The sequence below is a fragment of the Pseudomonas sp. FP603 genome, assembly GCF_030687415.1.
Taxonomy (GTDB): domain Bacteria; phylum Pseudomonadota; class Gammaproteobacteria; order Pseudomonadales; family Pseudomonadaceae; genus Aquipseudomonas; species Aquipseudomonas wuhanensis.
This window is the reverse complement of record NZ_CP117431.1, coordinates 1,561,694-1,583,743: the sequence shown is the minus strand read 5'-3', so window position 1 is coordinate 1,583,743 and position 22,050 is coordinate 1,561,694. Positions and strand designations below refer to the sequence as shown.

The following is a 22,050-nucleotide window of genomic DNA, read 5'->3' as shown; positions in this document are numbered from 1 at the left end:
AGTGCTTACTCCTCAGGTTGCCAATCCGGCCAGGCAACTGTTTTTCATTGATTCGCGGCTTTCTGGCGAAAGTACGGTCCTGGGACAGCACAAACCCGGAATAAATCAGCGCGCAAAGGTTACTAATCGTCCACGGCATCGAGGAACTCGTCTACCACGGGCATCTCGCCTAATCGTGACGGGATGTTTAAACCGAAGTGCAGGTACGCATGCCGAGTGACCACCCGCCCCCGCGGAGTGCGCATGATATAGCCCTGCTGGATCAGATACGGCTCCAGCACGTCTTCAATGGTGTGACGCTCTTCGCTGATCGCCGCCGCCAGACTGTCTACACCCACCGGCCCACCGTCGAACTTCTCGATCATGGTCAGCAGCAGGCGTCGGTCCTGATGGTCGAAGCCACGCTCGTCGACATCCAGCAGGTTCAAGGCCAGGTCGGCGATCGGCTTGGTGATGTGACCCTTGGCGCGAACCTCGGCGAAATCCCGGACCCGACGCAGCAAGCGGTTGGCGATCCGCGGCGTGCCACGGGCACGGCGGGCGATTTCGAAGGCGCCTTCCGGGTCCAGCGGCAAACCGAGAATGTTCGCCGAACGGCTGACAATCGTTGCCAGGTCAGCGGTGTTGTAGAACTCCAGACGCTGGACGATCCCGAAACGGTCGCGCAACGGGTTGGTCAGCATGCCGGCACGGGTGGTTGCGCCGACCAGGGTGAACGGCGGCAGATCGAGTTTGATCGAGCGCGCGGCCGGCCCTTCGCCGATCATGATGTCGAGCTGGAAATCCTCCATGGCCGGGTACAGCACTTCTTCGACGATCGGCGACAACCGATGGATCTCGTCGATGAACAGCACGTCGTGCGGTTCAAGGTTGGTCAGCAACGCCGCCAGATCACCCGGACGCTCGAGAACCGGCCCCGAGGTGCTTTTGATCGACACGCCCATTTCCTGGGCAATGATATTGGCCAGGGTGGTTTTACCCAGGCCCGGCGGGCCGAAAATCAGCGTGTGGTCCAGCGATTCATTGCGCCCGCGCGCGGCCTGGATGAACAACTCCATTTGCTCGCGAACGGTCGGCTGGCCAATGTATTCGGCCAGGCTGACGGGGCGAATCGCCCGATCCTGGACTTCCTCGCGGTCACGGGGACCACCCGTGGCGGCGATCAGACGATCAGCTTCAATCACTTAGATCATTCCCTTAAGGGCACGACGAATCATGTCTTCACTGCTCAAACCTTTCTCCTTGATCGCGGAAATCGCCTTGCTGGCCTCCTGCGGCTTGTAACCCAGGGAAATCAGCGCGCTGACCGCGTCATTTTCGGCGGTGGCGACCGGAGGCGCATCTGGCCCACCCGGCTGGTTTGGCACCAACGCGAACATCGCCGGCACGGTTTCCCAAGCCTTGAAGCGATCCTTGAGTTCCACCAACAAACGCTCGGCCGTCTTCTTGCCCACGCCCGGCACCTTGGTCAGCGCCGAAGTGTCCTGAGACTGCACGCAACGAACCAGTTCGTCGACCTCCAGGCTCGACATCAAGGCCAGCGCCAGTTTCGGCCCCACACCATTGAGACGGATCAGCTCGCGAAAAAAGTCTCGCTCGCGCTTGCCAAAGAAGCCATAGAGTAACTGCGCGTCTTCGCGTACGACCAAATGGGTGTGCAGGGTCAGCGGTTCACCGACCGACGGCAAGCGATACAGCGTGGTCATGGGTACTTCCAGCTCATACCCCAGACCGTTTACATCCAGAATCAGGTGCGGCGGCTGTTTCTCAGCCAAAGTGCCGCGCAAGCGTCCAATCACGTTTCAGATCCTTGAGCCTTGGCCAGATCAGTGCTGGCGACTGACAGAACAAGGGTTTTGCGCCGACAACACAGGCGCAAAACCCTCATTCCATAAAAAATGATTGCTGATGCTATCAGAGACGCAGGCGCCCGCCACGACTGCGTGCCGTACCCAGACCATGAGGCAACAGGCTGGACCGGGTGTGAGCGTGGCAAATCGCGATGGCCAGGGCATCCGAAGCATCGATTTGCGGCTTGCTGGTCAATTTCAGCATGTGCATGACCATCATTTGCACCTGTTCCTTGTTCGCCCCGCCGGTGCCGGTCACCGCCTGCTTGACCTGGGTCGCGGTGTATTCGGCGATTTCCAGGCTTTCCTCGGCACCGGCCACAATGGCTGCGCCACGGGCCTGGCCGAGTTTGAGGGCGGAATCGGCATTGCGCGCCATGAAGACTTTTTCGATGCCCATGGTCACCGGGCCGTAGGTCTGGATCACTTCACGCACGCCCCGATAGACGATTTGCAGGCGCTCATGCAGCTCGCCGGAGCCCGTGCGAATGCAGCCCGACGCCACGTACACGCAGCCACGCCCGGTATCACGTACCACGCCATAACCGGTGATACGCGAACCGGGGTCGATTCCAAGAATTAAAGTCATAACGCCTGCGGGTTAGGTAAGAGCACGATATTCAATACAGCGAATAACAAATGTGGGAGCTGGCTTGCCTGCGAAGGCGCAGGCACATCAAACAATGATGTAGCCTGACACGCCGCCATCGCAGGCAAGCCAGCTCCCACACTGAATCTTAGTCGCCCTTATCCGAGCTGTGCGGCCACCGACTCCGGAATGTCGGCGTTGGAATACACGTTTTGCACGTCGTCCAGGTCTTCAAGCATGTCGATCAGCTTCAAAACTCTCTCGGCGCCTTCCAGGTCCAGTTCGGCACTGGTGGTCGGCAGCATGACGATTTCCGCGTCATCGCCCTTGAAGCCTGCGGCCTCCAAAGCGTTGCGCACGGAATAGAAGCCGGCGAACGAGGTGAAGACGTCGATCGAACCGTCCTCGTGAGTCACCACGTCATCGGCGTCGGCTTCCATGGCCGCTTCCATCAGCGCATCCTCATCCACGCCTGGCGCGAAGGAAATCTGCCCCTTGCGCTCGAACAGGTAGGCCACCGAACCGTCGGTGCCAAGGTTACCGCCGCACTTGCTGAACGCATGGCGAACAGCCGCTGCGGTGCGGTTGCGGTTGTCGGTCATGCATTCAACCATCACCGCCACACCGCCCGGGCCGTAACCTTCGTAGGTCAGCTCGACCATGTCGTCGGTATCGGCAGCACCGGCACCACGAGCAACCGCGCGGTCGATGATGTCGCGGCTCATGTTCGCACCCAGCGCTTTATCCAGCGCCAGACGCAAACGCGGGTTGGAGCCCGGATCAGCGCCGCCCTGACGAGCAGCAACCGTCAGTTCACGAATCCACTTGGTGAAAATCTTGCCCTTCTTGGCATCCTGACGTTCTTTGCGGTGCTTGATGTTCGCCCACTTGGAATGACCCGCCATAACTCGCTCCGAATTCTCTTTGAAACATTGCCCGCCACGCCATGATGCGCCAGCCAGCAAATAAAAATCTCGACCATTGTATAAAGAAAGGGCGCATCCGAAGAGGCGCCCTTCTGGTCAGCCTTACTCAGCTTTAGGCGTTTCGCGCAGTCGAATGTGCAGTTCGCGCAATGCCTTGGCATCCACCAGACCCGGTGCCTGAGTCATGACGCAGGCAGCGCTCTGGGTTTTCGGGAAGGCGATCACTTCACGGATCGACTGGGCGCCGGTCATCAGCATCACCAGACGGTCCAGACCGAAGGCCAGACCACCGTGCGGCGGCGCGCCGTATTTCAGGGCGTCGAGCAGGAAGCCGAATTTCTCTTCCTGTTCCGCTTCGCTGATACCCAGCAGACGGAACACCGACTGTTGCATTTCCTTGCGGTGGATACGGATCGAACCGCCACCCAGCTCGGTGCCGTTCAGGACCATGTCGTAGGCACGGGACAGCGCGGTTGCCGGACTGGCTTCCAGTTCTTCCGGGGTGCACTTCGGCGCGGTGAACGGGTGGTGCAAGGCGGTGAAGCTGCCGTCGTCGTTCTCTTCGAACATCGGGAAGTCGACGACCCACATCGGGGCCCATTCGCAGGTCAGCAGGCTCAGGTCGTGACCAACCTTGATCCGCAGCGCGCCCAGGGCTTCGCTGACGATCTTGGCTTTGTCGGCACCGAAGAACACGATGTCGCCATCGACCGCACCGACGCGATCCAGGATCACGTTGAGGTTGGCCTCCGGGATGTTCTTGACGATTGGCGACTGCAGACCTTCGACGCCTTTGGCGCGCTCGTTGACCTTGATGTACGCCAGGCCCTTGGCACCGTAGATGCCGACGAACTTGGTGTAGTCGTCGATCTTGCTGCGCGGCATGCTTGCTGCGCCTGGAACGCGCAGAGCGGCAACGCGGCATTTCGGGTCGTTGGCAGGACCACTGAACACCTTGAAGTCGACTTCTTTCAGTTGATCGGCAACGTCAACCAGTTCCAGCGGGTTACGCAGGTCCGGCTTGTCGGAACCGTAACGACGCATGGCCTCTTCAAAAGTCATGTGCGGGAAGTCGCCGAATTCCAGACCCAGCACTTCCTTGAACAGGTTGCGGATCATTTGTTCGGTGATGCCCATGATCTCTTTTTCATCGAGGAAGCTGGTCTCGATGTCGATCTGGGTGAACTCCGGCTGACGGTCGGCGCGCAGATCTTCGTCGCGGAAGCACTTGGCGATCTGGTAGTAACGGTCGAAGCCGGCGACCATCAGCAGCTGCTTGAACAGCTGTGGCGATTGCGGCAAGGCGAAGAAGCTACCTGCGTGAGTACGGCTCGGCACCAGGTAGTCGCGAGCGCCTTCTGGCGTGGCGCGAGTCAGAATCGGCGTCTCGACATCGAGGAAGCCGTTCTCGTCCAGGAAGCGACGGATGCTGGTGGTCATGCGCGAACGCAGACGCAGCTTCTCGAGCATTTCCGGGCGACGCAGGTCGAGGAAGCGATAACGCAGGCGGGTTTCTTCGCCGACGTCGGAGAACTCGTTGAGCGGGAACGGCGGGGTTTCCGCTTCGTTCAATACTTCCAGCTCGTAGCCCAGCACTTCGATCATGCCCGACGCCATGTTGGCGTTAGTGGCACCGGCCGGACGCAGGCGAACCTTGCCGGTGATCTTGACCACGTATTCGCTGCGTACGCGATCGGCGGCGGCGAAGGATTCAGCGCGGTCCGGGTCGAACACCACCTGGGCCAGACCGTCACGATCACGGATATCGAGGAAAATCACCCCACCGTGGTCACGACGACGGTGGACCCATCCGCAAAGGGTAATTTCCTGGCCTTCCAGGCTTTCGTTCAGTTGGCCGCAATAATGGCTGCGCATCATGGTAGTGGTTTCACTTCTCGTAATTCGAAATTCGGTTGGAGGTCTTGCCGCCCCCCCGCACTTAAATAAAGGTGCCGGATGATGCAAGAGCTCGCGCGTGTCATTCAGCCCGGGCGCTAGACCCTAGTCAGCTTTGTCGCCACCGGCCAGATTTTTCTTGGAACCGGTCTTGAAGTCGGTTTCGTACCAGCCGGTGCCGCTGAGGCGGAAGCCCGGCATGGACAGCATCTTTTTAAGCTCTGGCGCCTGGCAGGCAGGGCAGTCGACCAACGGTGCTGCGCTGATCTTTTGAATGGCTTCCAACTGATGACCACAGGAAGCACATTGATAGTCGTACATCGGCATGGGGGTTGTCTCGGCGATCAGATTGCTACCGCGCATGCTGGGCTTTGCGGCAAAGGGCGGGATTATATCCATTAAATGCAGCCTGTGCAGCCGTAAGACTGCACAGACCGACACTCGACCCGATCCATCGCCAACCGCTAAGCCATGGCGAGGCAATTTCCCTCCTTCAAGCTGTGCACGACGCAGACAACCCGCACCAGCCCGGTGAAGTTCTTCACACCGCCATGACGCAAATGCACTTCGCGATCCACGTGGGACAACAGCGTACTGACCGAGCAGCGATTGACCTTGGCCATATCACCCAAAATATCCCAATAGACCTGCTCAAGCCGCAAACAGGTGGCAAAGCCATTCAAACGCACTGACCGGGATAATGGCTGGGCCAGGCCCATATCGAATTCGCTGACTAATAAATCAATCCTTACGTCCTTGAGTGGACCGACCCTCCCCTCGTCTCGCCTGTCTTCATGAACCATACCGTTGACACTCCTTTGCCATCCTTGCTGCTTATAAGAGTCATATTCCGTTTCCTTATAAAAGCGCAGGCGCACAGGCATATCCAGATGACTTTTTGCCCATCAACGTAGGATAAGCCAACAACGGAGAGGGGATCATGGAGCACGTCCTAGGCCGGACGTTTTCCCACAAATGCTGACGCAACATCACTCGATGAAAAGGCAAAAGATCCGAGGAACACTGCGCGCGAACAACACTCAGCAAGCGTCATCTGCACAGCGGCCAAAAGGAAGCACCGCTGGACCGCCTGATTTGAGTAGCCGCGGGCTTTGCTGTTAAATAGGCAGTGTGTCGCTACCGCCTATTTTCCGGGGGTTGCGCATAGGCTGATACCCGGTACGTGTCCAACGCCTCTTATTGTTCTGAAGCGAACCGTGCTCCATCAGCTCTTCCTTGTGATCCGTCTTAACGTGAGTTAATCGAAATGTTGAAAATCGTCCACCTGCTAATGGGCGCAGCAGCCCTGCTGCTGTCCTTCATCCCTAGCCTGCGATCCGAAGCGGTACCTTACCTGCAACAACCCGATGCGCTGTACCTGGCCTTTTTCGGCCTGCTCAACCTCACCCTTGCACCTGTTATTCCTTACTGGAACAAAGGTCCGCGTCACCAACTGCAAAACCTGGTCAGCGCCTTGCTGGTTCTGGCTGTCGTGCTGCAAACCCTGACGCTGATCGCCCCGATGCCTGTCATCGCCGGTCAACCTGCCGTTCTGTTCAGTCTGGTCGTTGCCCTGATCGCCATTTTTCTGCACCTGGCCGTCAGTTTCTACAAATCTTCACCGGCCGCCGCCTCGCCAAGCTATGACATGAGCAACCGCGATACTGGCACCGTTAAATGGTTCAACACCTCCAAGGGCTTCGGCTTTATTTCCCGTGATTCCGGTGATGATATTTTCGTGCACTTCCGGGCCATTCGCGGTGAAGGCCACCGCGTTCTGGTGGAAGGCCAGCGCGTGGAGTTCTCTGTCATGAACCGTGACAAAGGCCTGCAAGCCGAAGATGTGATCGCCGCCCTGCCGCGTCGCTGACTCCAAGGCTAAAAAAAACCGCGAACAGCCCAGGCTGTTCGCGGTTTTTTTATGATTTGCTTTTCAGTAATGTGGCGGTGGCGCCTCTTCTTCGAAGGACTCGAACTGGCCGACCATTTCTTCCTGCCGCTTGATCAGCGCCGTCATTTGCAGTTGCAGGCGCTCAACCGCATGTTGCTGCGCCGCCAGCACATCGTTCAATGTCTGGATGGTGTCATCCTGAAACGCCAACTGGCTTTCCAGATCGGTAACGCGTTCTTCCAGGCTCATGACTCAACCCTCCAGAAATGTGAAGTCATCGGTCAACACCAGACGCAGCCGCTCGCGAATCGTCGCGATCTGCTCTGGACTGTAGGGTTTGGCCGGCTGTTTGCCCCAGACCGGAGCTGGCCAGGCGGCGTCCTCACGCTTGCGCACAATCACATGCATGTGCAACTGACTGACGACGTTACCCAGAGCCGCGACGTTCAACTTGTCCGCGTCAAACGAGTCCTTGAGGATTTCCGCCAGCTCAGTCGTTTCCCGCCACAGCTGCTGTTGATCTGCGCCATCCAACTGAAATATTTCACTGATATCCTCGCGGCGTGGCACGAGGATGAACCACGGGTAGTTCGAATCATTGGACAACAACAGCCGACAGAGCGGGAAATCGCCGATCGGCAACGTGTCTTGTTGAAGTCGTGGATCTAAAGCGAACACAGCGCACACTCCCCTCTGGTCATCTTTTTTCAGCTTAGCGCCCCTACCGAAAGACGGCGCACCAAGCGACAGGACGGCAGCATACCTGCGAACGCCAAGCGCTTCACGACGAACTGCCGCCTGCAGCGTCCTCCGGGCGCCCCGACATAAGCCATTTTGATCAGGCATGCACCATGACAGAACCAGCCACCGCACAAAAAATGGCGAAATGACCGATAAACAACGGGCTGTTCGATTCGATCACAAAACGACACTGTATGAATTCGGTACAGCAATTGAAATTTTTTGCACCAAAACCGCACAACGCGTCTACGCTCAGTGCGTCAGCATCCGCTAACTACTCACTGGCGGGGTGAACCGGTAACGTTTTTGGTTGTCGCCCCCACTGGTTCGATGTGGTAAACACGATGCGAAGCATGGCGTCAAGCTCAAGTAAAACGAGCTTGAACCCCCCGGTTTTATGGGGTTTTTACAGCAGCAGGCAGGCCTTTGAAAAAAAACAGCAACAGAATTCCGATTTGTGCACGCTTGTTGCATTCACACCTATATCGTCTATAAGGCGTCTGCTGGAAGTGGAAGCCTTAAGGCCAATAAAAACAGTGGCAGGATTGCCCGATGGAGATTCAAGTGCAGGACCAGGGACTCTTTTTTACCGATGCTCAAGTCATGGAAAACAACGCTGAAGTTGTCAGTCCGATTGCGTCGGGATTGTGAATTTGCGACATCTACCCAGCCATTTGCGACAGGGTCGTAAAGAAGCTGAAAGGTTAGATGCGCAAGTATCGCCAACATGGTCGGCGTGATATAAGTTTGCGCCGACACAAAAAGAAAGAGCCGCCCGGATAATAAAACAGGCGGGACGGCAGTACTCTTCTAAAAACCAAAGGAGCAAATCACGATGCGCGTGATGAAGTGGAGCATGATCGCACTGGCAGTTGCAGCAGCAGCCAGTACTCAAATGGCTACGGCCGCACCGTTCGTAAGTGACCAGGCTGAAGCCAAAGGTTTTGTTGAAGACGCCAAGTTCGACTTGCTGATTCGCAACTATTACTTCAACCGTGACAACAAAGATGGCGCCCGCGACGTTAAAGACTGGACCCAAGGTCTTTGGGGCACCTTCAGCTCCGGTTACACCCAGGGTACTGTTGGCGTTGGCGTTGATGCATTCGGTTACCTGGCCATCAAACTGGATGGCGGCGATGGCACTTCCGGTTCGGGCAACATGAGCCGTAGCGACACCGTCAACGCTAACGGTGGCCGCGACGTCAACGACAGTCAGGGTAAAGCCGGGGGGGCCATTAAATTCCGCGTCTCCAAAACCGAGCTGAAATTCGGCGACATGTCGCCAAGCACTGCTCCAGTGTTTGCTGTTGGCGGTTCCCGTATCCTTCCTCAAGTTGCCAGCGGTTTCCAACTGCAGAGCAGCGAAGTCAAAGACCTTGACCTCGAAGCCGGTCACTTCTACTCGGGTTCCAGCCAGGACAAAAACGCCCGTGACGGCGGCCTGTTTGCAAACTACGCTGGCGTTGAAGCCAACAGCATCGACTATTTCGGTGGCAAGTACGGCATTACCGATAACCTTTCCGCATCGCTGTATGGCGCCAAGCTGGAAGACATCTGGAACCAGTACTACGCCAACGTGAACCTCACCACTCCATTTGGTGGTGACACGTCGCTGAACACCGACTTCAACATCTACCGCACCACCGACACCGGTGACGCGAAAGCCGGTGACATTAGCAACACAGCATTCTCGCTGGCCACTGCTCTGTCGTTCCTGAAAGCACACACCATCACCCTGGCCTTCCAAAAGGTTAATGGCGATACCCCGTTCGACTACGTCGGTATTGGCAAAAACAACCGCGGCGGCGACTCGATCTTCCTCGCCAACTCCATCCAGTACTCTGACTTCAACGCCCCTGGCGAGAAGTCTGCCCAGATCCGTTACGATCTGAAAATGGCTGAGTACGGCGTTCCTGGTCTGAGCTTCATGACCCGTTACGTGAAAGGTTGGGACATCGACGGTACCAAAACTCCAGCAGGCAGCGCTTACGCCGGCCTGTACGGTGAAGATGGCAAGCACAACGAAACCAACTTCGAAGCCAAGTACGTTGTTCAGTCTGGCCCGGCAAAAGATCTGTCCGTCCGCTTCCGTCAAGCTTGGCACTTTGCTAACGCCGACGAAGGTGAAGGCGACGTGAAAGAGTTCCGTGTGATCGTCGACTACCCGCTGTCGATTTTGTAATCGCATCAAGTTAGTTTGCGGTAACAAACAAAGAGGCCCATCTTCGGATGGGCCTCTTTTGTTGCTTACTGCACTGCAGACTCCTGAACCACTCGAATCACCCGCTGTGGAAACGGAATATCGATACCGGCCGTTTTCAAACGATCACGGGACTGTTCGTTGAACATGAACATCACATCCCAATAATCCGCCGTCTTCACCCACACTCGAAGGGAAACAGTAATCGAACTGTCGCCCAGAGTAGAAATCACTGCCTGAGGTGCCGGGTCAGCCAAAACGCGCTCATCTTTGGCCAGGTCCAGCAAAACATGACGGGCCTTCTGTAAGTCCGCCTCGTAAGCCACGCCTACATCAAACACGACCTTACGGGTCGGTTGACGGTTGGTGTTGGTGATGATGCCGTTCGACAGAACGCCGTTAGGCACGATGATGGTTTTGTTATCACCGGTGCGCAATACGGTGTGGAAGATCTGGATGTTGTCGACCGTACCGGCAACACCTTGGGCTTCGATCCAGTCACCGATGCGGAACGGGCGGAACAACAGAATCAGCACGCCGCCCGCGAAGTTCGCCAGGCTACCCTGCAAGGCCAGACCGATCGCCAGGCCGGCTGCACCGATGGCCGCGACGAACGAGGTGGTTTCCACGCCGATCATCGACGCCACGCTGACGATCAGCAAAACCTTGAGGATGATGTTCGCCAGGCTGCTGATGAAACCTTGCAGCGCCAGGTCGGCATTGCGCAACGCCAGCAGGCCACCCAGTTTTTGCGTGACCTTGTTGATCAGCCACCAGCCGATGGCCAGGGTAATCACCGCCAGTAGCACGCGGCTGCCGTATTCCATGATCATTGGAATCCAGGCTTGGGATGCCTTGACCAGGTTGTCCACTTCAGCATTCAAATCCATCTTTTTTCTCCTGATTTCCGGCTACCCGGCACGCAAAAAATGAGCGGCAGAAAAAGACCCACCGGAATAAACACAATCCCTGTGGGCGCGAGCAAGCTCGCTCCCACAGGTCCCGCTTGAAAAGTCAGTCGCGGAAGTTGTTGAACTGCAGCGGCATGTCGAACGTCTTGGCACGCAGGGCTGCAATGGCTTCCTGCAAATCGTCACGTTTCTTGCCGGTGATACGCACTTGCTCGCCCTGAATGGAGGCCTGGACCTTGAGCTTGGCGTCTTTGACGTGAGCGACGATTTTCTTCGCCAGCTCCTTGTCGATGCCTTCCTTGAGTACCGCTTCCTGTTTCATCAGCTTGCCCGACGCGTAGGCATCCTTGACTTCAAGGCACTGCACATCGATCTTGCGCTTGACCAGGGACAGCTTGAGGATCTCGATCATCGCTTCGAGCTGGAAATCAGCTTCCGCGGTCAGGTTGACGGTCAGGTCTTTTTCCTTGAACTCGAAACTGCCCTTGCCTTTCAGGTCATAACGACGATCGAGTTCCTTGACGGCGTTCTCGACCGCGTTGGTGACTTCGTGTTTGTCCAGTTCGGATACCACGTCGAACGACGGCATGTAATCTCTCCAATAAAAAGGCACGCTCGATAACGATGGAGCGCGCTTGGCTTGCGGTTAAAATCGGGCTCATTATAACGGGTCTTTTCCAACCGATACTGCGAGCCACACATGCCAGCGTCAAACCGAGCAAAACACTGATGTCTACCCCTTGGCATATTCTCGGCGCCGGCAGCCTCGGCACCCTTTGGGCCACACGTCTGGCGCGGGCTGACGTACCGGTCAGGCTGATCGTGCGGGACGCGACACGCTTACAGGCCTATCAGACGGCTGGCGGGCTGACGCTGGTCGAACATGGCGAAGCGCAGCTGTATCCAGTGCCCGGCGAAACAGCCGACAGCGACGAGCCGATCCGCCGCCTGCTGGTGGCCTGCAAAGCCTACGACGCCGAAGAAGCCGTGGCCCGGCTCGCTCATCGGCTAACACCCGACGCCGAACTGATCCTGCTGCAGAACGGCCTCGGCAGTCAGGACGCGGTTGCCGCGCAGGTGCCTCAGGCGCGCTGCATCTTCGCCTCCAGCACCGAAGGGGCATTTCGCGATGGCGATTGGCGTGTGGTGTTCGCCGGTCATGGCTACACCTGGCTGGGGGATGCCGGCCACCCGGTGGCGCCGATCTGGCTGGAGGACTTGAGCGCCGCCGGCATTCCCCATGAATGGAGCACCGACATCCTCACAAGGCTGTGGCGAAAACTGGCGCTCAATTGTGCGATCAACCCGTTGACCGTGCTGCACGAATGCCGCAACGGCGGTTTGCAGCAGCATCATTGCGAAGTCGCCACCCTGTGCGCCGAGCTCACCGAGCTGCTCGAGCGCTGCGGCCAGCCGGCAGCGGCGGAAAACCTGCGGGTGGAAGTCGAACGAGTGATCCAGGCCACCGCGGCCAATTTCTCCTCGATGTACCAGGACGTCGCGAATCAGCGCCGCACCGAAATCAGCTACCTGCTGGGCCATGCCTGCAAAGTCGCGTCGCGGCATCAGTTGAACCTGCCCCACCTCAATCAATTGCAGCAGCGCTTGATCGCCCATCTGCACAGCCTTGGATTGCCCAGCGACTGAGCAGCGGCTACGCTGGCCACTTGTTCCTTTTCAGCGATGAACCTGATGCCATTGCGCCAGCGCCTTGAAAACCTTCCAGTCGGCCAGAAATTGCTGGCCGCCCTGCTGGTGCTGTTGACCACCGTTTTGCTGGTCGCCAACCTGACCTTTATCAGCGCCGCCTATTACATCTCGCAGGAAAGCATGGCCCCCCAGGCCTTGCAGACCATCGGCCGGCTGGTGTCCAACCCCAGCCTGGTCTCCGACGCCTTGAAGTCGCCGCAAACCGCCGAGCGCCTGCTCAACGAACTCAACAGCTATACACCGTTGCGTGCAGCAGCGCTCTATGACGGCAACGGTGTGCTTCTGGCGCAGCTGCAGCAGGGAGACAAGCTCCATCTGCCGGAGCATTTCCGGCACCTCGAAGCCTGGCAAGCCATGGAGTTCCGCAGCAACCAAGTCATCACCCTGCCCCGCCCCGGCACTGCGCCTGGGCATTTGCTGCTGGTGGCCAGCAGCGAACTGCCGATGGCGTTCTACACCGGGACCCTGACCGCCAGTTTGGGGATTCTGATCTTCAGCGTACTGTTATGGCTGGTGATCGCCCGGCAGATTAAACGCCTGATTACCCGCCCCATCCATCAGCTCGAAGAGTTGTCCCGGCAAGTGACCCGGGAAGAGAACTACGCCCTGCGCGCCTCTCGCGGCAACCACGACGAAATCGGCAGCCTCGCCGAAGCGTTCAACACCATGCTCTCGCGCATCGAGGCTCGGGAGCAGCAACTCAAGCGCGCCCGCGACGACTCCCAGGCCGCTTACGATCAGGCCCAGGGGCTGGCCGAAGAAACCCGTCACACCAACCGCAAGCTGGAGCTGGAAGTTCAGGTGCGCAGCAAGATCGAAAAGAAGCTCACCGGATTCCAGAACTACCTCAACAGCATCATCGACTCCATGCCGTCGGCACTGATCGCCCTCGACGAGCAGCTCTACGTGACCCAGTGGAATCAGGAAGCCAGCGCCCTGTCCGGTACGCCTCTGGACGAAGCCTTGAACCAGCCGATCTTCCTCGCCTTCGAACCGCTCAAACCGTTCCTGCCGCAGCTCAGGCAAACCGTCGAGCAGCACACGGTGGCGAAGATCGAACGCGTGACCTGGCTCAAGGACGATGAACCCAAGCATTACGCCCTGACGTTTTATCCGTTGATGGGCGGTGCCGGGCGCGGCGTGGTGATCCGGATCGACGACATCACTCAGCGTCTGTCCCTGGAAGAAATGATGGTGCAGTCGGAAAAAATGCTCTCGGTCGGTGGCCTCGCCGCTGGCATGGCCCACGAAATCAATAATCCACTGGGCGCAATCTTGCACAACGTGCAGAACATTCGTCGGCGCTTGTCACCCGATCTGCCGAAAAACCTCGAACAGGCCGAGCAACTGGGCATCGAGCTGGACACGGTCAACCAGTACCTGAAAGCTCGCGAAGTGCCGCAGTTACTTGATGGCATTCAACAGGCCGGCGCCCGGGCGGCAAAAATCGTGACGCACATGCTCAGCTTCAGTCGCCGCAGTACCCGGCAGATGGCTCCCTGCGATTTGCCGGCGTTGATCGATCAAGCGGTGGAAATCGCTGGCAACGACTTTGACCTGGCCATCGGCTTCGACTTCAAGGGTCAGGCGATCATTCGGCAGTTCGATCCGGCGCTGGGCCCGGTGCCCGGCACCGCCAATGAACTGGAACAGGTGCTGCTCAACTTGCTGAAAAACGCCGCGCAAGCCATTCACCAGCGCACAGACGATCGCGAACCGGGGCGGATTATTCTGCGTACAAAACTGAATCCGCCTTGGGCGGAAATTCAGGTCGAGGACAACGGCATCGGCATGAGCGAGAACGTGCGCAAACGCACATTCGAGCCATTCTTCACCACCAAGGAAATCGGTCAGGGCACCGGCCTTGGACTGTCAGTCTCGTACTTCATCATCACCAACAACCACAAAGGCCAGATGGAAGTGCAATCGACGCCGGGCCAAGGCACCTGTTTCACCTTGCGCCTGCCGTTGTCGGGCACTCCGGTGGTTTCTCAAGAACTCAATCAGCTGTCGAGGTAACCATGGGCTTTCGCTTGTCGAAGATTTACACCCGCACTGGCGACAAAGGCGAGACCGGGCTCGGCGATGGCCGCCGGGTGCCCAAGGACCATCCGCGCATCGAGGCCATTGGCGAAGTCGATACGCTGAACAGCCAGGTGGGCGTGCTGTTGGCCGGGTTGGCGGCGCAAAGTGCCGAGTTTCCCGGGCTTAACGAAGTGATCGAGGTGTTGGCGCCCTGCCAGCATCGGTTGTTCGACTTGGGTGGCGAACTGGCGATGCCGGTGTATCAGGCACTGAATACGGCAGAAATCGAGCGCCTGGAAGCGGCGATCGATGCGTGGAATGAAGAGTTGGGGCCGCTGGAGAATTTCATTCTGCCCGGTGGTTCGGCGCTGATTGCCCAGGCTCACGTATGCCGCTGCCTGGCGCGCAGTGCCGAGCGGCGCTGTCAGCAGTTGAATGCGATCGAGCCGCTGGCCGGGGTTGGCCTGGCGTATATCAATCGGTTGTCGGATTTGTTGTTTGTGGCGGCACGGTTGATTGCCAAGCGTCAGGGGATTGCCGAGATTTTGTGGCAGCCTGCGGCCAAGCCCGAGGTTTAGTCGGCGCGTCCGAAGACGCCATCGCGGGCAAGCCCGCTCCCACAGGGATCAACGTCGTACACAAATCTGTGTCCGCTACGAACTACTGTGGGAGCGGGCTTGCCCGCGATGGCGCCAGCAGCAACACCGTAGAATCAGGCTTCAGGCCAAAACGCCCGAATCCCCGCCACACCCTGCGCCCCCGCCTCCCAGGCTTTCTGCCGCTCCGCCGGGCCAACCCCACCCAGCAAAAACACCGGCTTACTGAAGCCCTCAATCAAGGTCGAAGCCTGCTCCCAACCCAATGGCAGCGCATCCGGGTGCGTCTGCGTCGGCTGCACCGGCGAAAGGGTCACGAAGTCCACGCCCATCTGCTCGGCCAACGCCAGTTCTTCAGCGTTGTGACAAGACGCCGCCAACCAGCGTGAAGCCGGTAGCGGACGCCCGGCCGCCGCGTACTTGCGCAACTGCGCCGACGTGATGTGCCAACCGGCGGACGGGAAATCCCCGAGCCATTCAAACGGCCCCTTGATCATCAACTGCGCCTTGCCGGCACACAGCCCCGCTGCGTCCACCGCCAGATCGCGGTATTGCGGGTCGTAGCCGTTGGGCGCGCGCAATTGAATCAGCTTGATGCCGCCGGCGATGGCTTTCTGAATACCGCGCAGCAAGGCCGGGGTTTCCAGGCCCTCCGGGGTGATCAGGTAGTCGCCGGGCAAACGGGCGGCGGCGACAATCGGTTGGTTGGCAGCCGGAAACTCGTAGTCCACCAACTCCCGCGCGGTCACCCAGGCCAAAGGCTGACCTTCGGCGCCATGGGGTTCGCCGGTAAACGCCGAGACTTCCCAGACATCCAGCAACACCTGCTTGTCTGGGTAATCGTGGCGGACTTTGATCATCGGTCGCGCGGTATTGACCACGATACCCAGCTCTTCGTGAAGCTCGCGAGCCAGGGCCGTTTCGACGGATTCGTCATCCTCGACCTTGCCACCGGGGAACTCCCACAAACCGCCCTGATGCTGAGTGTCGGCACGGCGGGCAATGAGGATCTTGCCGCTGCTATCGCGGATAACCGCGGCTGCTACATGGACTCGTTTCACCGCTCTATTTCCTCCAGACCCGCCTTCTGCCAGGCCTTGAAGGCTGGCCATTGGTAGACGGTTTCAACATAGGCCGCGTCGACCTCGGGCAGTTTTACCTGATAGGTGCGCAGGCGTACGGCGATCGGTGCAAAAAACGCATCGGCCAGGGTCGCGCCCCCAAACAGGAACGGGCCGGTTTCAGTCGCGGTGGCGCGACATTCAGCCCACAACGCCAACATGCGCTCGATTTCAGCCTGAACCTCAGGCGGGGTCGGCGACAGCGGCGCATTGTGGCTCAGGTCGAACGGCATGTTGCCGCGCATGGCGAAAAAGCCGCTGTGCATCTGCGCGCACGCCGAACGCGCCTGGGCACGGGCGGCAGTGTCTTTGGGCCAGAGGCCGGCATCGGGGAATTGTTCGGCCAGGTATTCGGCAATCGCCAGCGAATCGGCGATGGTGCCGTGTTCGGTTTTCAGCAGCGGGACTTTCCCGGTCGGCGAATGCTTGAGCAGGCGCTCGCGAGTGTCGGGCTGGTTCAGTTTGATCAGTTCTTCGGTGTAGGACGCGCCGGTCAGGTCCAGGGCCAGCGCGGCGCGCAGGGACCAGGAGGAATACAGTTTGTCGCCGATGATCAGGTGGAGGCTCATGTTTGGTGCCTTCTTGTCAGGGGAACAAGCCAGAATATCTAGCGTCTGGTCGTCCGTCATCGCGGGCAAGCCCGCTCCCACAGGGTTAGCGCAGGTCCTGTGGGAGCGGGCTTGCCCGCGATGGGGGCGACTCGGTCTAACTGTATTAAGTGCGGTATTCGGCGTTGATCTTCACGTATTCGTGGGACAGGTCAGTCGTCCAGATGGTTTCGCTGCAATCGCCGCGACCCAGCTCGATGCGGATGGTGATTTCTTCCTGCTGCATCACCGCCGCGCCCTGGGCTTCGGTGTAGGTGGCAGAGCGCGCGCCACGGCTGGCGATGCACACGTCGCCGAGGAACACGTCGATCTTGCTCACGTCCAGGTTCGGTACGCCGGCACGGCCCACAGCGGCCAGAATGCGGCCCCAGTTCGGGTCGGAGGCGAACAGCGCGGTCTTGATCAGCGGCGAGTGGGCCACGGTGTAACCGACGTCCAGGCACTCCTGGTGATTGCCGCCGCCGTTGACTTCCACGGTGACGAACTTGGTCGCGCCTTCGCCATCGCGCACGATGGCCTGGGCCACGTCCATGCACACTTCGAACACGGCCTGCTTCAGCTTGGCGAACAATTCACCACTGGCGGAGGTGATTTCCGGCAGTGCTGCCTGACCGGTGGCGATCAGCATGCAGCAGTCGTTGGTCGAGGTGTCGCCGTCGATGGTGATGCGGTTGAACGACTTGTTGGCGCCGTCCAGCAGCAGGTTTTGCAGCACATCGCGCGAGACTTTGGCGTCGGTGGCGATATAGCCGAGCATGGTCGCCATGTTCGGGCGAATCATGCCCGCGCCTTTGCTGATGCCGGTGACAGTGATGGTCACGCCGTCATGCTGGAACTGGCGGCTGGCACCCTTCGGCAGGGTGTCGGTGGTCATGATGCCGGTAGCGGCGGCTTCCCAGTTATTCACCGACAGATCGTCAAGGGCGGCTTGCAGCGCGCCTTCGATTTTTTCGACCGGCAGCGGCTCGCCGATCACACCGGTGGAGTACGGCAGCACCAGGCTTGCATCGACACCGGTCAGCTCAGCCAGTTTGGCGCAAGTGCGCTCAGCAGCTGCCAGGCCTGGCTCGCCGGTGCCGGCGTTGGCATTGCCGGTGTTGGTCAGCAGGTAACGCACCGGGCCTTGCACGCGTTGTTTGGCCAGGATCACGGGAGCGGCGCAAAAGGCGTTCAGGGTGAACACGCCCGCCACGGTGGAACCTTCGGCACAGCGCATGACCACGACATCCTTGCGCCCCGGGCGCTTGATGCCGGCCGAGGCGATACCGAGTTCAAAACCGGCAACCGGGTGCAACGTGGGCAAAGGACCAAGACCAACAGCCATGAATGCGCTCCTTAAAAAGTATTGTCTGCACCGTCATTACCCCGTTCTTTTAACGTGGCGCGGTGGTTTAAATGGCAAAACGCCGCGACGGCATAAGCCGGTCGCGGCGCGGGTATTTCAGCGTATGAAACGGGTTTACTGGATCTGCCCGTGGCAATGCTTGTACTTCTTGCCCGAACCGCAGTAGCACAGCTCGTTACGACCCAGCTTCTGCTCGTTGCGCACCGGTGCGGTGGCGAGGGCTACATCGACCTCTTCACCCAACACTTCCGGTTGCTCCAGGCCAGGGGCTTCGTCGTGCTGGAACTGCATGCGCGCAGCCAGTGCTTCGGCTTCCTGACGCAGGCGAGCTTCTTCTTCGATCGGGTCTTCGCGGCGAACCTGAACGTGCGACAGCACACGGATCGAGTCGCGCTTGATCGAATCCAACAACTCGGAGAACAAGGTGAAGGACTCGCGCTTGTATTCCTGTTTCGGGTTCTTCTGCGCATAACCACGCAAGTGGATGCCGTGACGCAGGTGATCCATGGTCGACAGGTGGTCTTTCCACAGGTCGTCCAGTACGCGCAGAACGATTTGCTTCTCGAAGGTGCGCAGTGCTTCGGCACCGGCCTGGTCTTCTTTCTCGTTGTACGCGGCGATCAGCTCGTTCATCAGCTTCTCGCGCAGGGTTTCTTCATACAGGTGATCGTCTTCGTCCAGCCATTGCTGGATCGGCAACGCCACACCGAAGTCGCTCTGCAGCGCCGCTTCCAGACCGGCCACGTCCCACTGCTCTGGCAGCGATTGCGGTGGAATGTGCGCGCTGACGGTTGCGTTGAGCACGTCCTGACGGAAATCGGCGATGGTTTCGCCAATGTTGTCAGCGGCCAACAAACTGTTACGCATGTGATAGATCACTTTACGTTGTTCGTTGTTGACGTCGTCGAACTCGAGCAGCTGTTTACGAATGTCGAAGTTACGACCTTCAACCTTGCGCTGAGCCTTCTCGATGGCGTTGGTCACCATGCGGTGCTCGATCGCTTCACCGGACTGCATGCCCAGCGCCTTCATGAAGTTCTTCACCCGGTCAGAGGCGAAGATGCGCATCAGGCTGTCTTCCAGCGACAGGTAGAAACGGCTGGAACCGGCGTCGCCCTGACGACCGGCACGACCGCGCAACTGGTTGTCGATACGGCGCGATTCGTGACGCTCGGAAGCGATCACCTGCAAGCCGCCCGACTCCAGCACTTGCTGGTGACGCTTCTGCCAGTCGGCCTTGATCTGGGCAATCTGCTCAGGGGTCGGGTTTTCCAGCGAAGCGACTTCCACTTCCCAGTTACCGCCCAACAGAATGTCGGTACCACGACCGGCCATGTTGGTGGCGATGGTCAGTGCGCCCGGACGACCGGCCTGAGCAATGATTTCGGCTTCTTTTTCGTGGAACTTGGCGTTCAGAACCTTGTGTTCGATGCCTTCCTTCACGAGCAGGCTGGACATGTGCTCGGACGTTTCGATGGTGGCGGTACCCACCAGCACCGGACGGCCCTGAGTCATGCACTCCTTGATGTCGTTGATGATCGCCGCGTATTTCTCTTCGGCGGTCAGGAACACCAGGTCGTTGTAGTCTTTACGCGCCAACGGTTTGTTCGGCGGAATCACCATGACCTGCAGACCGTAGATCTGGTGGAACTCGAACGCTTCGGTGTCTGCGGTACCGGTCATGCCGGACAGCTTGTTGTACAGACGGAAGTAGTTCTGGAACGTGGTCGACGCCAGTGTCTGGCTCTCGGCCTGGATATTCAGGTTTTCCTTGGCTTCGATGGCCTGGTGCAGGCCTTCGGACAAACGGCGACCCGGCATGGTGCGGCCGGTGTGTTCGTCGACCAGCACGACCTGACCGTCCTGCACGATGTATTCGACGTTGCGATTGAACAGTTTGTGCGCACGCAGGCCGGCATAAACGTGGGTCAGCAGACCGAGGTTATGCGCCGAGTACAGGCTCTCGCCTTCAGCCAGCAGGCCGACGCGGGTCAGCATGTCTTCGATGAACTGGTGACCGGCTTCGTTGAGTTCGACCTGACGGGTCTTCTCGTCCACGGTGTAGTGGCCAGCCTTGGTGACTTCGCCTTCGACTTCTTCGACGTGCAATTGCAGCTGCGGGATCAGTTTGTTGATCTCGATGTACAGCTTGGAGCTGTCCTCGGCCTGACCAGAGATGATCAGCGGGGTACGGGCTTCGTCGATGAGGATGGAGTCGACTTCGTCGATCACGGCAAAATTGAGTTCGCGCTGGAATTTTTCTTCCATGCTGAACGCCATGTTGTCGCGCAGGTAGTCGAAACCGAATTCGTTGTTGGTGCCGTAGGTGATGTCGGCGGCGTAAGCGGCGCGCTTCTCTTCCGGCGGCTGGAATGGGGTGACCACGCCGACCGTCATGCCGAGGAATTCGTAGAGCGGACGCATCCAGTTGGCGTCACGGCGGGCCAGGTAGTCGTTCACCGTCACAACGTGCACGCCCTTGCCGGACAGCGCGTTGAGGTAAACACCCAGTGTCGCCACCAGGGTCTTGCCTTCACCGGTACGCATTTCCGCGATCATGCCTTCATGCAAGGTCATGCCGCCGATCAGCTGGACATCGAAGTGGCGCATACCCATGACGCGCTTGCCGGCTTCGCGGGCGACCGCAAAGGCTTCTGGCAGCAGTTTGTCGAGGGATTCCCCTTTGGCGAGGCGGGCCTTGAACTCGTCGGTCTTGGCACGCAATTGATCGTCCGAAAGGGCTACCATTTGCTCTTCGAAGGCATTGACGAGCTGCACCGTCTTGAGCATGCGTTTGACTTCACGCTCGTTCTTGCTTCCAAAAAGTTTCTTTAACAAAGGCGCAAACATATCGGCAGGATCTTCCACACTAAAGGGATGGAGGGCGGCCCCGTGAGTCGCCCGTGCAGCCCTCATGGCCGCATGCGAACGAGCATTCTACCCGGAAACGATGGTGAGGAAAGTGGCGTTGTTCCACGATGCATGCACTGCGCTGTGACGGGGCTCACTTAAAATAAGGGCTTTTTGCTGAACTTCAACCCATCGAGGGCACAAGTTACTCGTTGATTTAATGAGTAAAGCGCTCACAAAGCAATGGGTCGGGGGCAGCGGATGCTTTCTGTTACCATGGCCGCTCTGTTACTTCAGGTGTCTGATCATGGCATTTCGCCCTCTCACGGCCAGAGCACCCGCCGTTCTGCTTCGCGAAGCCAAACCGCTGAAAGCCATCTTTGGCCACGCTCAACGCCTGGGTCATTTACAACGCCTGGTGGAAAGCCAGTTGCAGCCGGCTGCCCGCGAGCATTGCCATGTGGCGTCGTGGCGTGAAGGCAGTTTATTGCTGATTGTCACCGACGGCCACTGGGCCACCCGCCTGCGCTATCAGCAAAAGCGTCTGCAACGGCAGTTACAGCTGTTCGACGAGTTCGCCAGCCTGACGCGGATCCTGTTCAAGGTTCAGCCGCCTACCGTTCAGCAAGGGGCTGCGGGGCATACGATAAATTTGTCGACCGATGCGGCGGCGACCATTCAGGCAACGGCTGACGGGATTACCGACCCGAACCTGCGGGCGGCCCTCGAACGCCTGGCGGCGCACGCCAAACCCAAAACCTGACATAAAACCAATGTGGGAGCGAGCCTGC

21 protein-coding genes are annotated in these 22,050 nt (G+C 58.8%); 6 read left to right on the top strand and 15 right to left on the bottom strand.

Annotated elements, in window-relative coordinates; translation table 11 throughout:
* Window positions 1-122: 122 nt before the first annotated feature.
* The 7 genes from ruvB to PSH65_RS07205 all read right to left on the bottom strand — a co-directional run bounded on the left by ruvB (window position 123) and on the right by PSH65_RS07205 (window position 6,064).
* On the bottom strand, window positions 123-1,184 hold the full coding sequence (ruvB, locus tag PSH65_RS07235; RefSeq protein ID WP_008006678.1) for a Holliday junction branch migration DNA helicase RuvB: 1,062 nt from the start codon (window positions 1,182-1,184) through the stop codon (window positions 123-125).
* Entirely contained in the window at window positions 1,185-1,799 is a 615-nt protein-coding gene (gene ruvA, locus PSH65_RS07230; RefSeq protein ID WP_038981959.1) for a Holliday junction branch migration protein RuvA, read from the bottom strand.
* A 115-nt stretch (window positions 1,800-1,914) separates the two neighbouring features.
* Window positions 1,915-2,439, bottom strand: coding sequence for a crossover junction endodeoxyribonuclease RuvC (ruvC, locus tag PSH65_RS07225; protein WP_007897036.1), 525 nt, complete (start codon window positions 2,437-2,439; stop codon window positions 1,915-1,917).
* A 158-nt stretch (window positions 2,440-2,597) separates the two neighbouring features.
* On the bottom strand, window positions 2,598-3,344 hold the full coding sequence (locus PSH65_RS07220; RefSeq protein ID WP_305425557.1) for a YebC/PmpR family DNA-binding transcriptional regulator: 747 nt from the start codon (window positions 3,342-3,344) through the stop codon (window positions 2,598-2,600).
* Between the two features lie 123 nt (window positions 3,345-3,467).
* The gene (gene aspS / locus PSH65_RS07215; protein ID WP_305425556.1) at window positions 3,468-5,243 is read right to left on the bottom strand and encodes an aspartate--tRNA ligase; all 1,776 of its coding nucleotides are present in this window, start codon (window positions 5,241-5,243) and stop codon (window positions 3,468-3,470) included.
* 123 nt (window positions 5,244-5,366) lie between these two features.
* Window positions 5,367-5,588, bottom strand: coding sequence for an FmdB family zinc ribbon protein (locus tag PSH65_RS07210; protein ID WP_010457489.1), 222 nt, complete (start codon window positions 5,586-5,588; stop codon window positions 5,367-5,369).
* Window positions 5,589-5,725: 137 nt separating this feature from the next.
* Entirely contained in the window at window positions 5,726-6,064 is a 339-nt protein-coding gene (locus PSH65_RS07205) for a ribbon-helix-helix domain-containing protein (protein ID WP_305426954.1), read from the bottom strand.
* A 464-nt stretch (window positions 6,065-6,528) separates the two neighbouring features.
* Between PSH65_RS07205 and PSH65_RS07200 the strand changes: the two genes are divergently transcribed.
* Complete coding sequence (locus tag PSH65_RS07200; protein ID WP_038981954.1) at window positions 6,529-7,131, top strand: cold-shock protein; 603 nt, start codon at window positions 6,529-6,531, stop codon at window positions 7,129-7,131.
* A 63-nt stretch (window positions 7,132-7,194) separates the two neighbouring features.
* Here PSH65_RS07200 and PSH65_RS07195 read toward each other — a convergent pair whose 3' ends face one another.
* Complete coding sequence (locus PSH65_RS07195) at window positions 7,195-7,401, bottom strand: SlyX family protein (protein ID WP_305425555.1); 207 nt, start codon at window positions 7,399-7,401, stop codon at window positions 7,195-7,197.
* Between the two features lie 3 nt (window positions 7,402-7,404).
* Window positions 7,405-7,830, bottom strand: a complete 426-nt coding sequence (locus PSH65_RS07190) for an HIT domain-containing protein (protein ID WP_305425554.1) — start codon at window positions 7,828-7,830, stop codon at window positions 7,405-7,407.
* Window positions 7,831-8,728: 898 nt separating this feature from the next.
* On the opposite strand from PSH65_RS07190, the gene PSH65_RS07185 reads away from it, so the two are divergent.
* Window positions 8,729-10,075: an OprD family porin gene (locus PSH65_RS07185; RefSeq protein ID WP_305425552.1), complete on the top strand. Its 1,347-nt coding sequence runs from the start codon at window positions 8,729-8,731 to the stop codon at window positions 10,073-10,075.
* A 65-nt stretch (window positions 10,076-10,140) separates the two neighbouring features.
* Here the strand turns inward: PSH65_RS07185 and PSH65_RS07180 are convergent, their stop codons facing one another.
* Complete coding sequence (locus tag PSH65_RS07180) at window positions 10,141-10,983, bottom strand: mechanosensitive ion channel family protein (protein ID WP_305425551.1); 843 nt, start codon at window positions 10,981-10,983, stop codon at window positions 10,141-10,143.
* Between the two features lie 124 nt (window positions 10,984-11,107).
* Window positions 11,108-11,593, bottom strand: coding sequence for a YajQ family cyclic di-GMP-binding protein (locus tag PSH65_RS07175; RefSeq protein ID WP_149657896.1), 486 nt, complete (start codon window positions 11,591-11,593; stop codon window positions 11,108-11,110).
* 140 nt (window positions 11,594-11,733) lie between these two features.
* On the opposite strand from PSH65_RS07175, the gene PSH65_RS07170 reads away from it, so the two are divergent.
* From PSH65_RS07170 to PSH65_RS07160, 3 genes are read left to right on the top strand one after another with little or no spacing between them, the layout of a single operon-like run.
* Window positions 11,734-12,651, top strand: coding sequence for a putative 2-dehydropantoate 2-reductase (locus PSH65_RS07170; RefSeq protein ID WP_305425550.1), 918 nt, complete (start codon window positions 11,734-11,736; stop codon window positions 12,649-12,651).
* A 45-nt stretch (window positions 12,652-12,696) separates the two neighbouring features.
* Window positions 12,697-14,733 (top strand): ATP-binding protein, encoded by a 2,037-nt coding sequence (locus PSH65_RS07165; RefSeq protein WP_305425549.1) that lies wholly within the window; start codon window positions 12,697-12,699, stop codon window positions 14,731-14,733.
* 2 nt (window positions 14,734-14,735) lie between these two features.
* Entirely contained in the window at window positions 14,736-15,317 is a 582-nt protein-coding gene (locus PSH65_RS07160; protein ID WP_305425548.1) for a cob(I)yrinic acid a,c-diamide adenosyltransferase, read from the top strand.
* 134 nt (window positions 15,318-15,451) lie between these two features.
* Here the strand turns inward: PSH65_RS07160 and PSH65_RS07155 are convergent, their stop codons facing one another.
* From PSH65_RS07155 to secA, 4 genes are all read right to left on the bottom strand, one after another.
* Window positions 15,452-16,396, bottom strand: a complete 945-nt coding sequence (locus PSH65_RS07155) for a Nudix family hydrolase (RefSeq protein ID WP_305425547.1) — start codon at window positions 16,394-16,396, stop codon at window positions 15,452-15,454.
* Window positions 16,393-17,025, bottom strand: a complete 633-nt coding sequence (locus PSH65_RS07150; RefSeq protein WP_305425546.1) for a glutathione S-transferase family protein — start codon at window positions 17,023-17,025, stop codon at window positions 16,393-16,395. The genes PSH65_RS07155 and PSH65_RS07150 overlap by 4 nt, the downstream gene beginning before the upstream one ends.
* 145 nt (window positions 17,026-17,170) lie before the next feature.
* The gene (argJ, locus tag PSH65_RS07145; protein WP_305425545.1) at window positions 17,171-18,388 is read right to left on the bottom strand and encodes a bifunctional glutamate N-acetyltransferase/amino-acid acetyltransferase ArgJ; all 1,218 of its coding nucleotides are present in this window, start codon (window positions 18,386-18,388) and stop codon (window positions 17,171-17,173) included.
* Window positions 18,389-18,523: 135 nt separating this feature from the next.
* Window positions 18,524-21,259, bottom strand: coding sequence for a preprotein translocase subunit SecA (gene secA, locus PSH65_RS07140; RefSeq protein WP_305425544.1), 2,736 nt, complete (start codon window positions 21,257-21,259; stop codon window positions 18,524-18,526).
* 307 nt (window positions 21,260-21,566) lie between these two features.
* Between secA and PSH65_RS07135 the strand changes: the two genes are divergently transcribed.
* The gene (locus tag PSH65_RS07135) at window positions 21,567-22,022 is read left to right on the top strand and encodes a DUF721 domain-containing protein (RefSeq protein ID WP_007906612.1); all 456 of its coding nucleotides are present in this window, start codon (window positions 21,567-21,569) and stop codon (window positions 22,020-22,022) included.
* Window positions 22,023-22,050 lie beyond the last annotated feature (28 nt).

Coding starts and splice junctions, on each gene's coding strand:
- ruvC (WP_007897036.1), bottom strand. CDS start 2,439: ATGACTTTAATTCTTGGAATCGACCCCGGTTCGCGTATCACCGGTTAT.
- PSH65_RS07220 (WP_305425557.1), bottom strand. CDS start 3,344: ATGGCGGGTCATTCCAAGTGGGCGAACATCAAGCACCGCAAAGAACGT.
- aspS (WP_305425556.1), bottom strand. CDS start 5,243: ATGATGCGCAGCCATTATTGCGGCCAACTGAACGAAAGCCTGGAAGGC.
- PSH65_RS07210 (WP_010457489.1), bottom strand. CDS start 5,588: ATGCCGATGTACGACTATCAATGTGCTTCCTGTGGTCATCAGTTGGAA.
- PSH65_RS07205 (WP_305426954.1), bottom strand. CDS start 6,064: ATGGTTCATGAAGACAGGCGAGACGAGGGGAGGGTCGGTCCACTCAAG.
- PSH65_RS07200 (WP_038981954.1), top strand. CDS start 6,529: ATGTTGAAAATCGTCCACCTGCTAATGGGCGCAGCAGCCCTGCTGCTG.
- PSH65_RS07195 (WP_305425555.1), bottom strand. CDS start 7,401: ATGAGCCTGGAAGAACGCGTTACCGATCTGGAAAGCCAGTTGGCGTTT.
- PSH65_RS07185 (WP_305425552.1), top strand. CDS start 8,729: ATGCGCGTGATGAAGTGGAGCATGATCGCACTGGCAGTTGCAGCAGCA.
- PSH65_RS07180 (WP_305425551.1), bottom strand. CDS start 10,983: ATGGATTTGAATGCTGAAGTGGACAACCTGGTCAAGGCATCCCAAGCC.
- PSH65_RS07175 (WP_149657896.1), bottom strand. CDS start 11,593: ATGCCGTCGTTCGACGTGGTATCCGAACTGGACAAACACGAAGTCACC.
- PSH65_RS07170 (WP_305425550.1), top strand. CDS start 11,734: ATGTCTACCCCTTGGCATATTCTCGGCGCCGGCAGCCTCGGCACCCTT.
- PSH65_RS07165 (WP_305425549.1), top strand. CDS start 12,697: ATGCCATTGCGCCAGCGCCTTGAAAACCTTCCAGTCGGCCAGAAATTG.
- PSH65_RS07160 (WP_305425548.1), top strand. CDS start 14,736: ATGGGCTTTCGCTTGTCGAAGATTTACACCCGCACTGGCGACAAAGGC.
- PSH65_RS07150 (WP_305425546.1), bottom strand. CDS start 17,025: ATGAGCCTCCACCTGATCATCGGCGACAAACTGTATTCCTCCTGGTCC.
- argJ (WP_305425545.1), bottom strand. CDS start 18,388: ATGGCTGTTGGTCTTGGTCCTTTGCCCACGTTGCACCCGGTTGCCGGT.
- secA (WP_305425544.1), bottom strand. CDS start 21,259: ATGTTTGCGCCTTTGTTAAAGAAACTTTTTGGAAGCAAGAACGAGCGT.
- PSH65_RS07135 (WP_007906612.1), top strand. CDS start 21,567: ATGGCATTTCGCCCTCTCACGGCCAGAGCACCCGCCGTTCTGCTTCGC.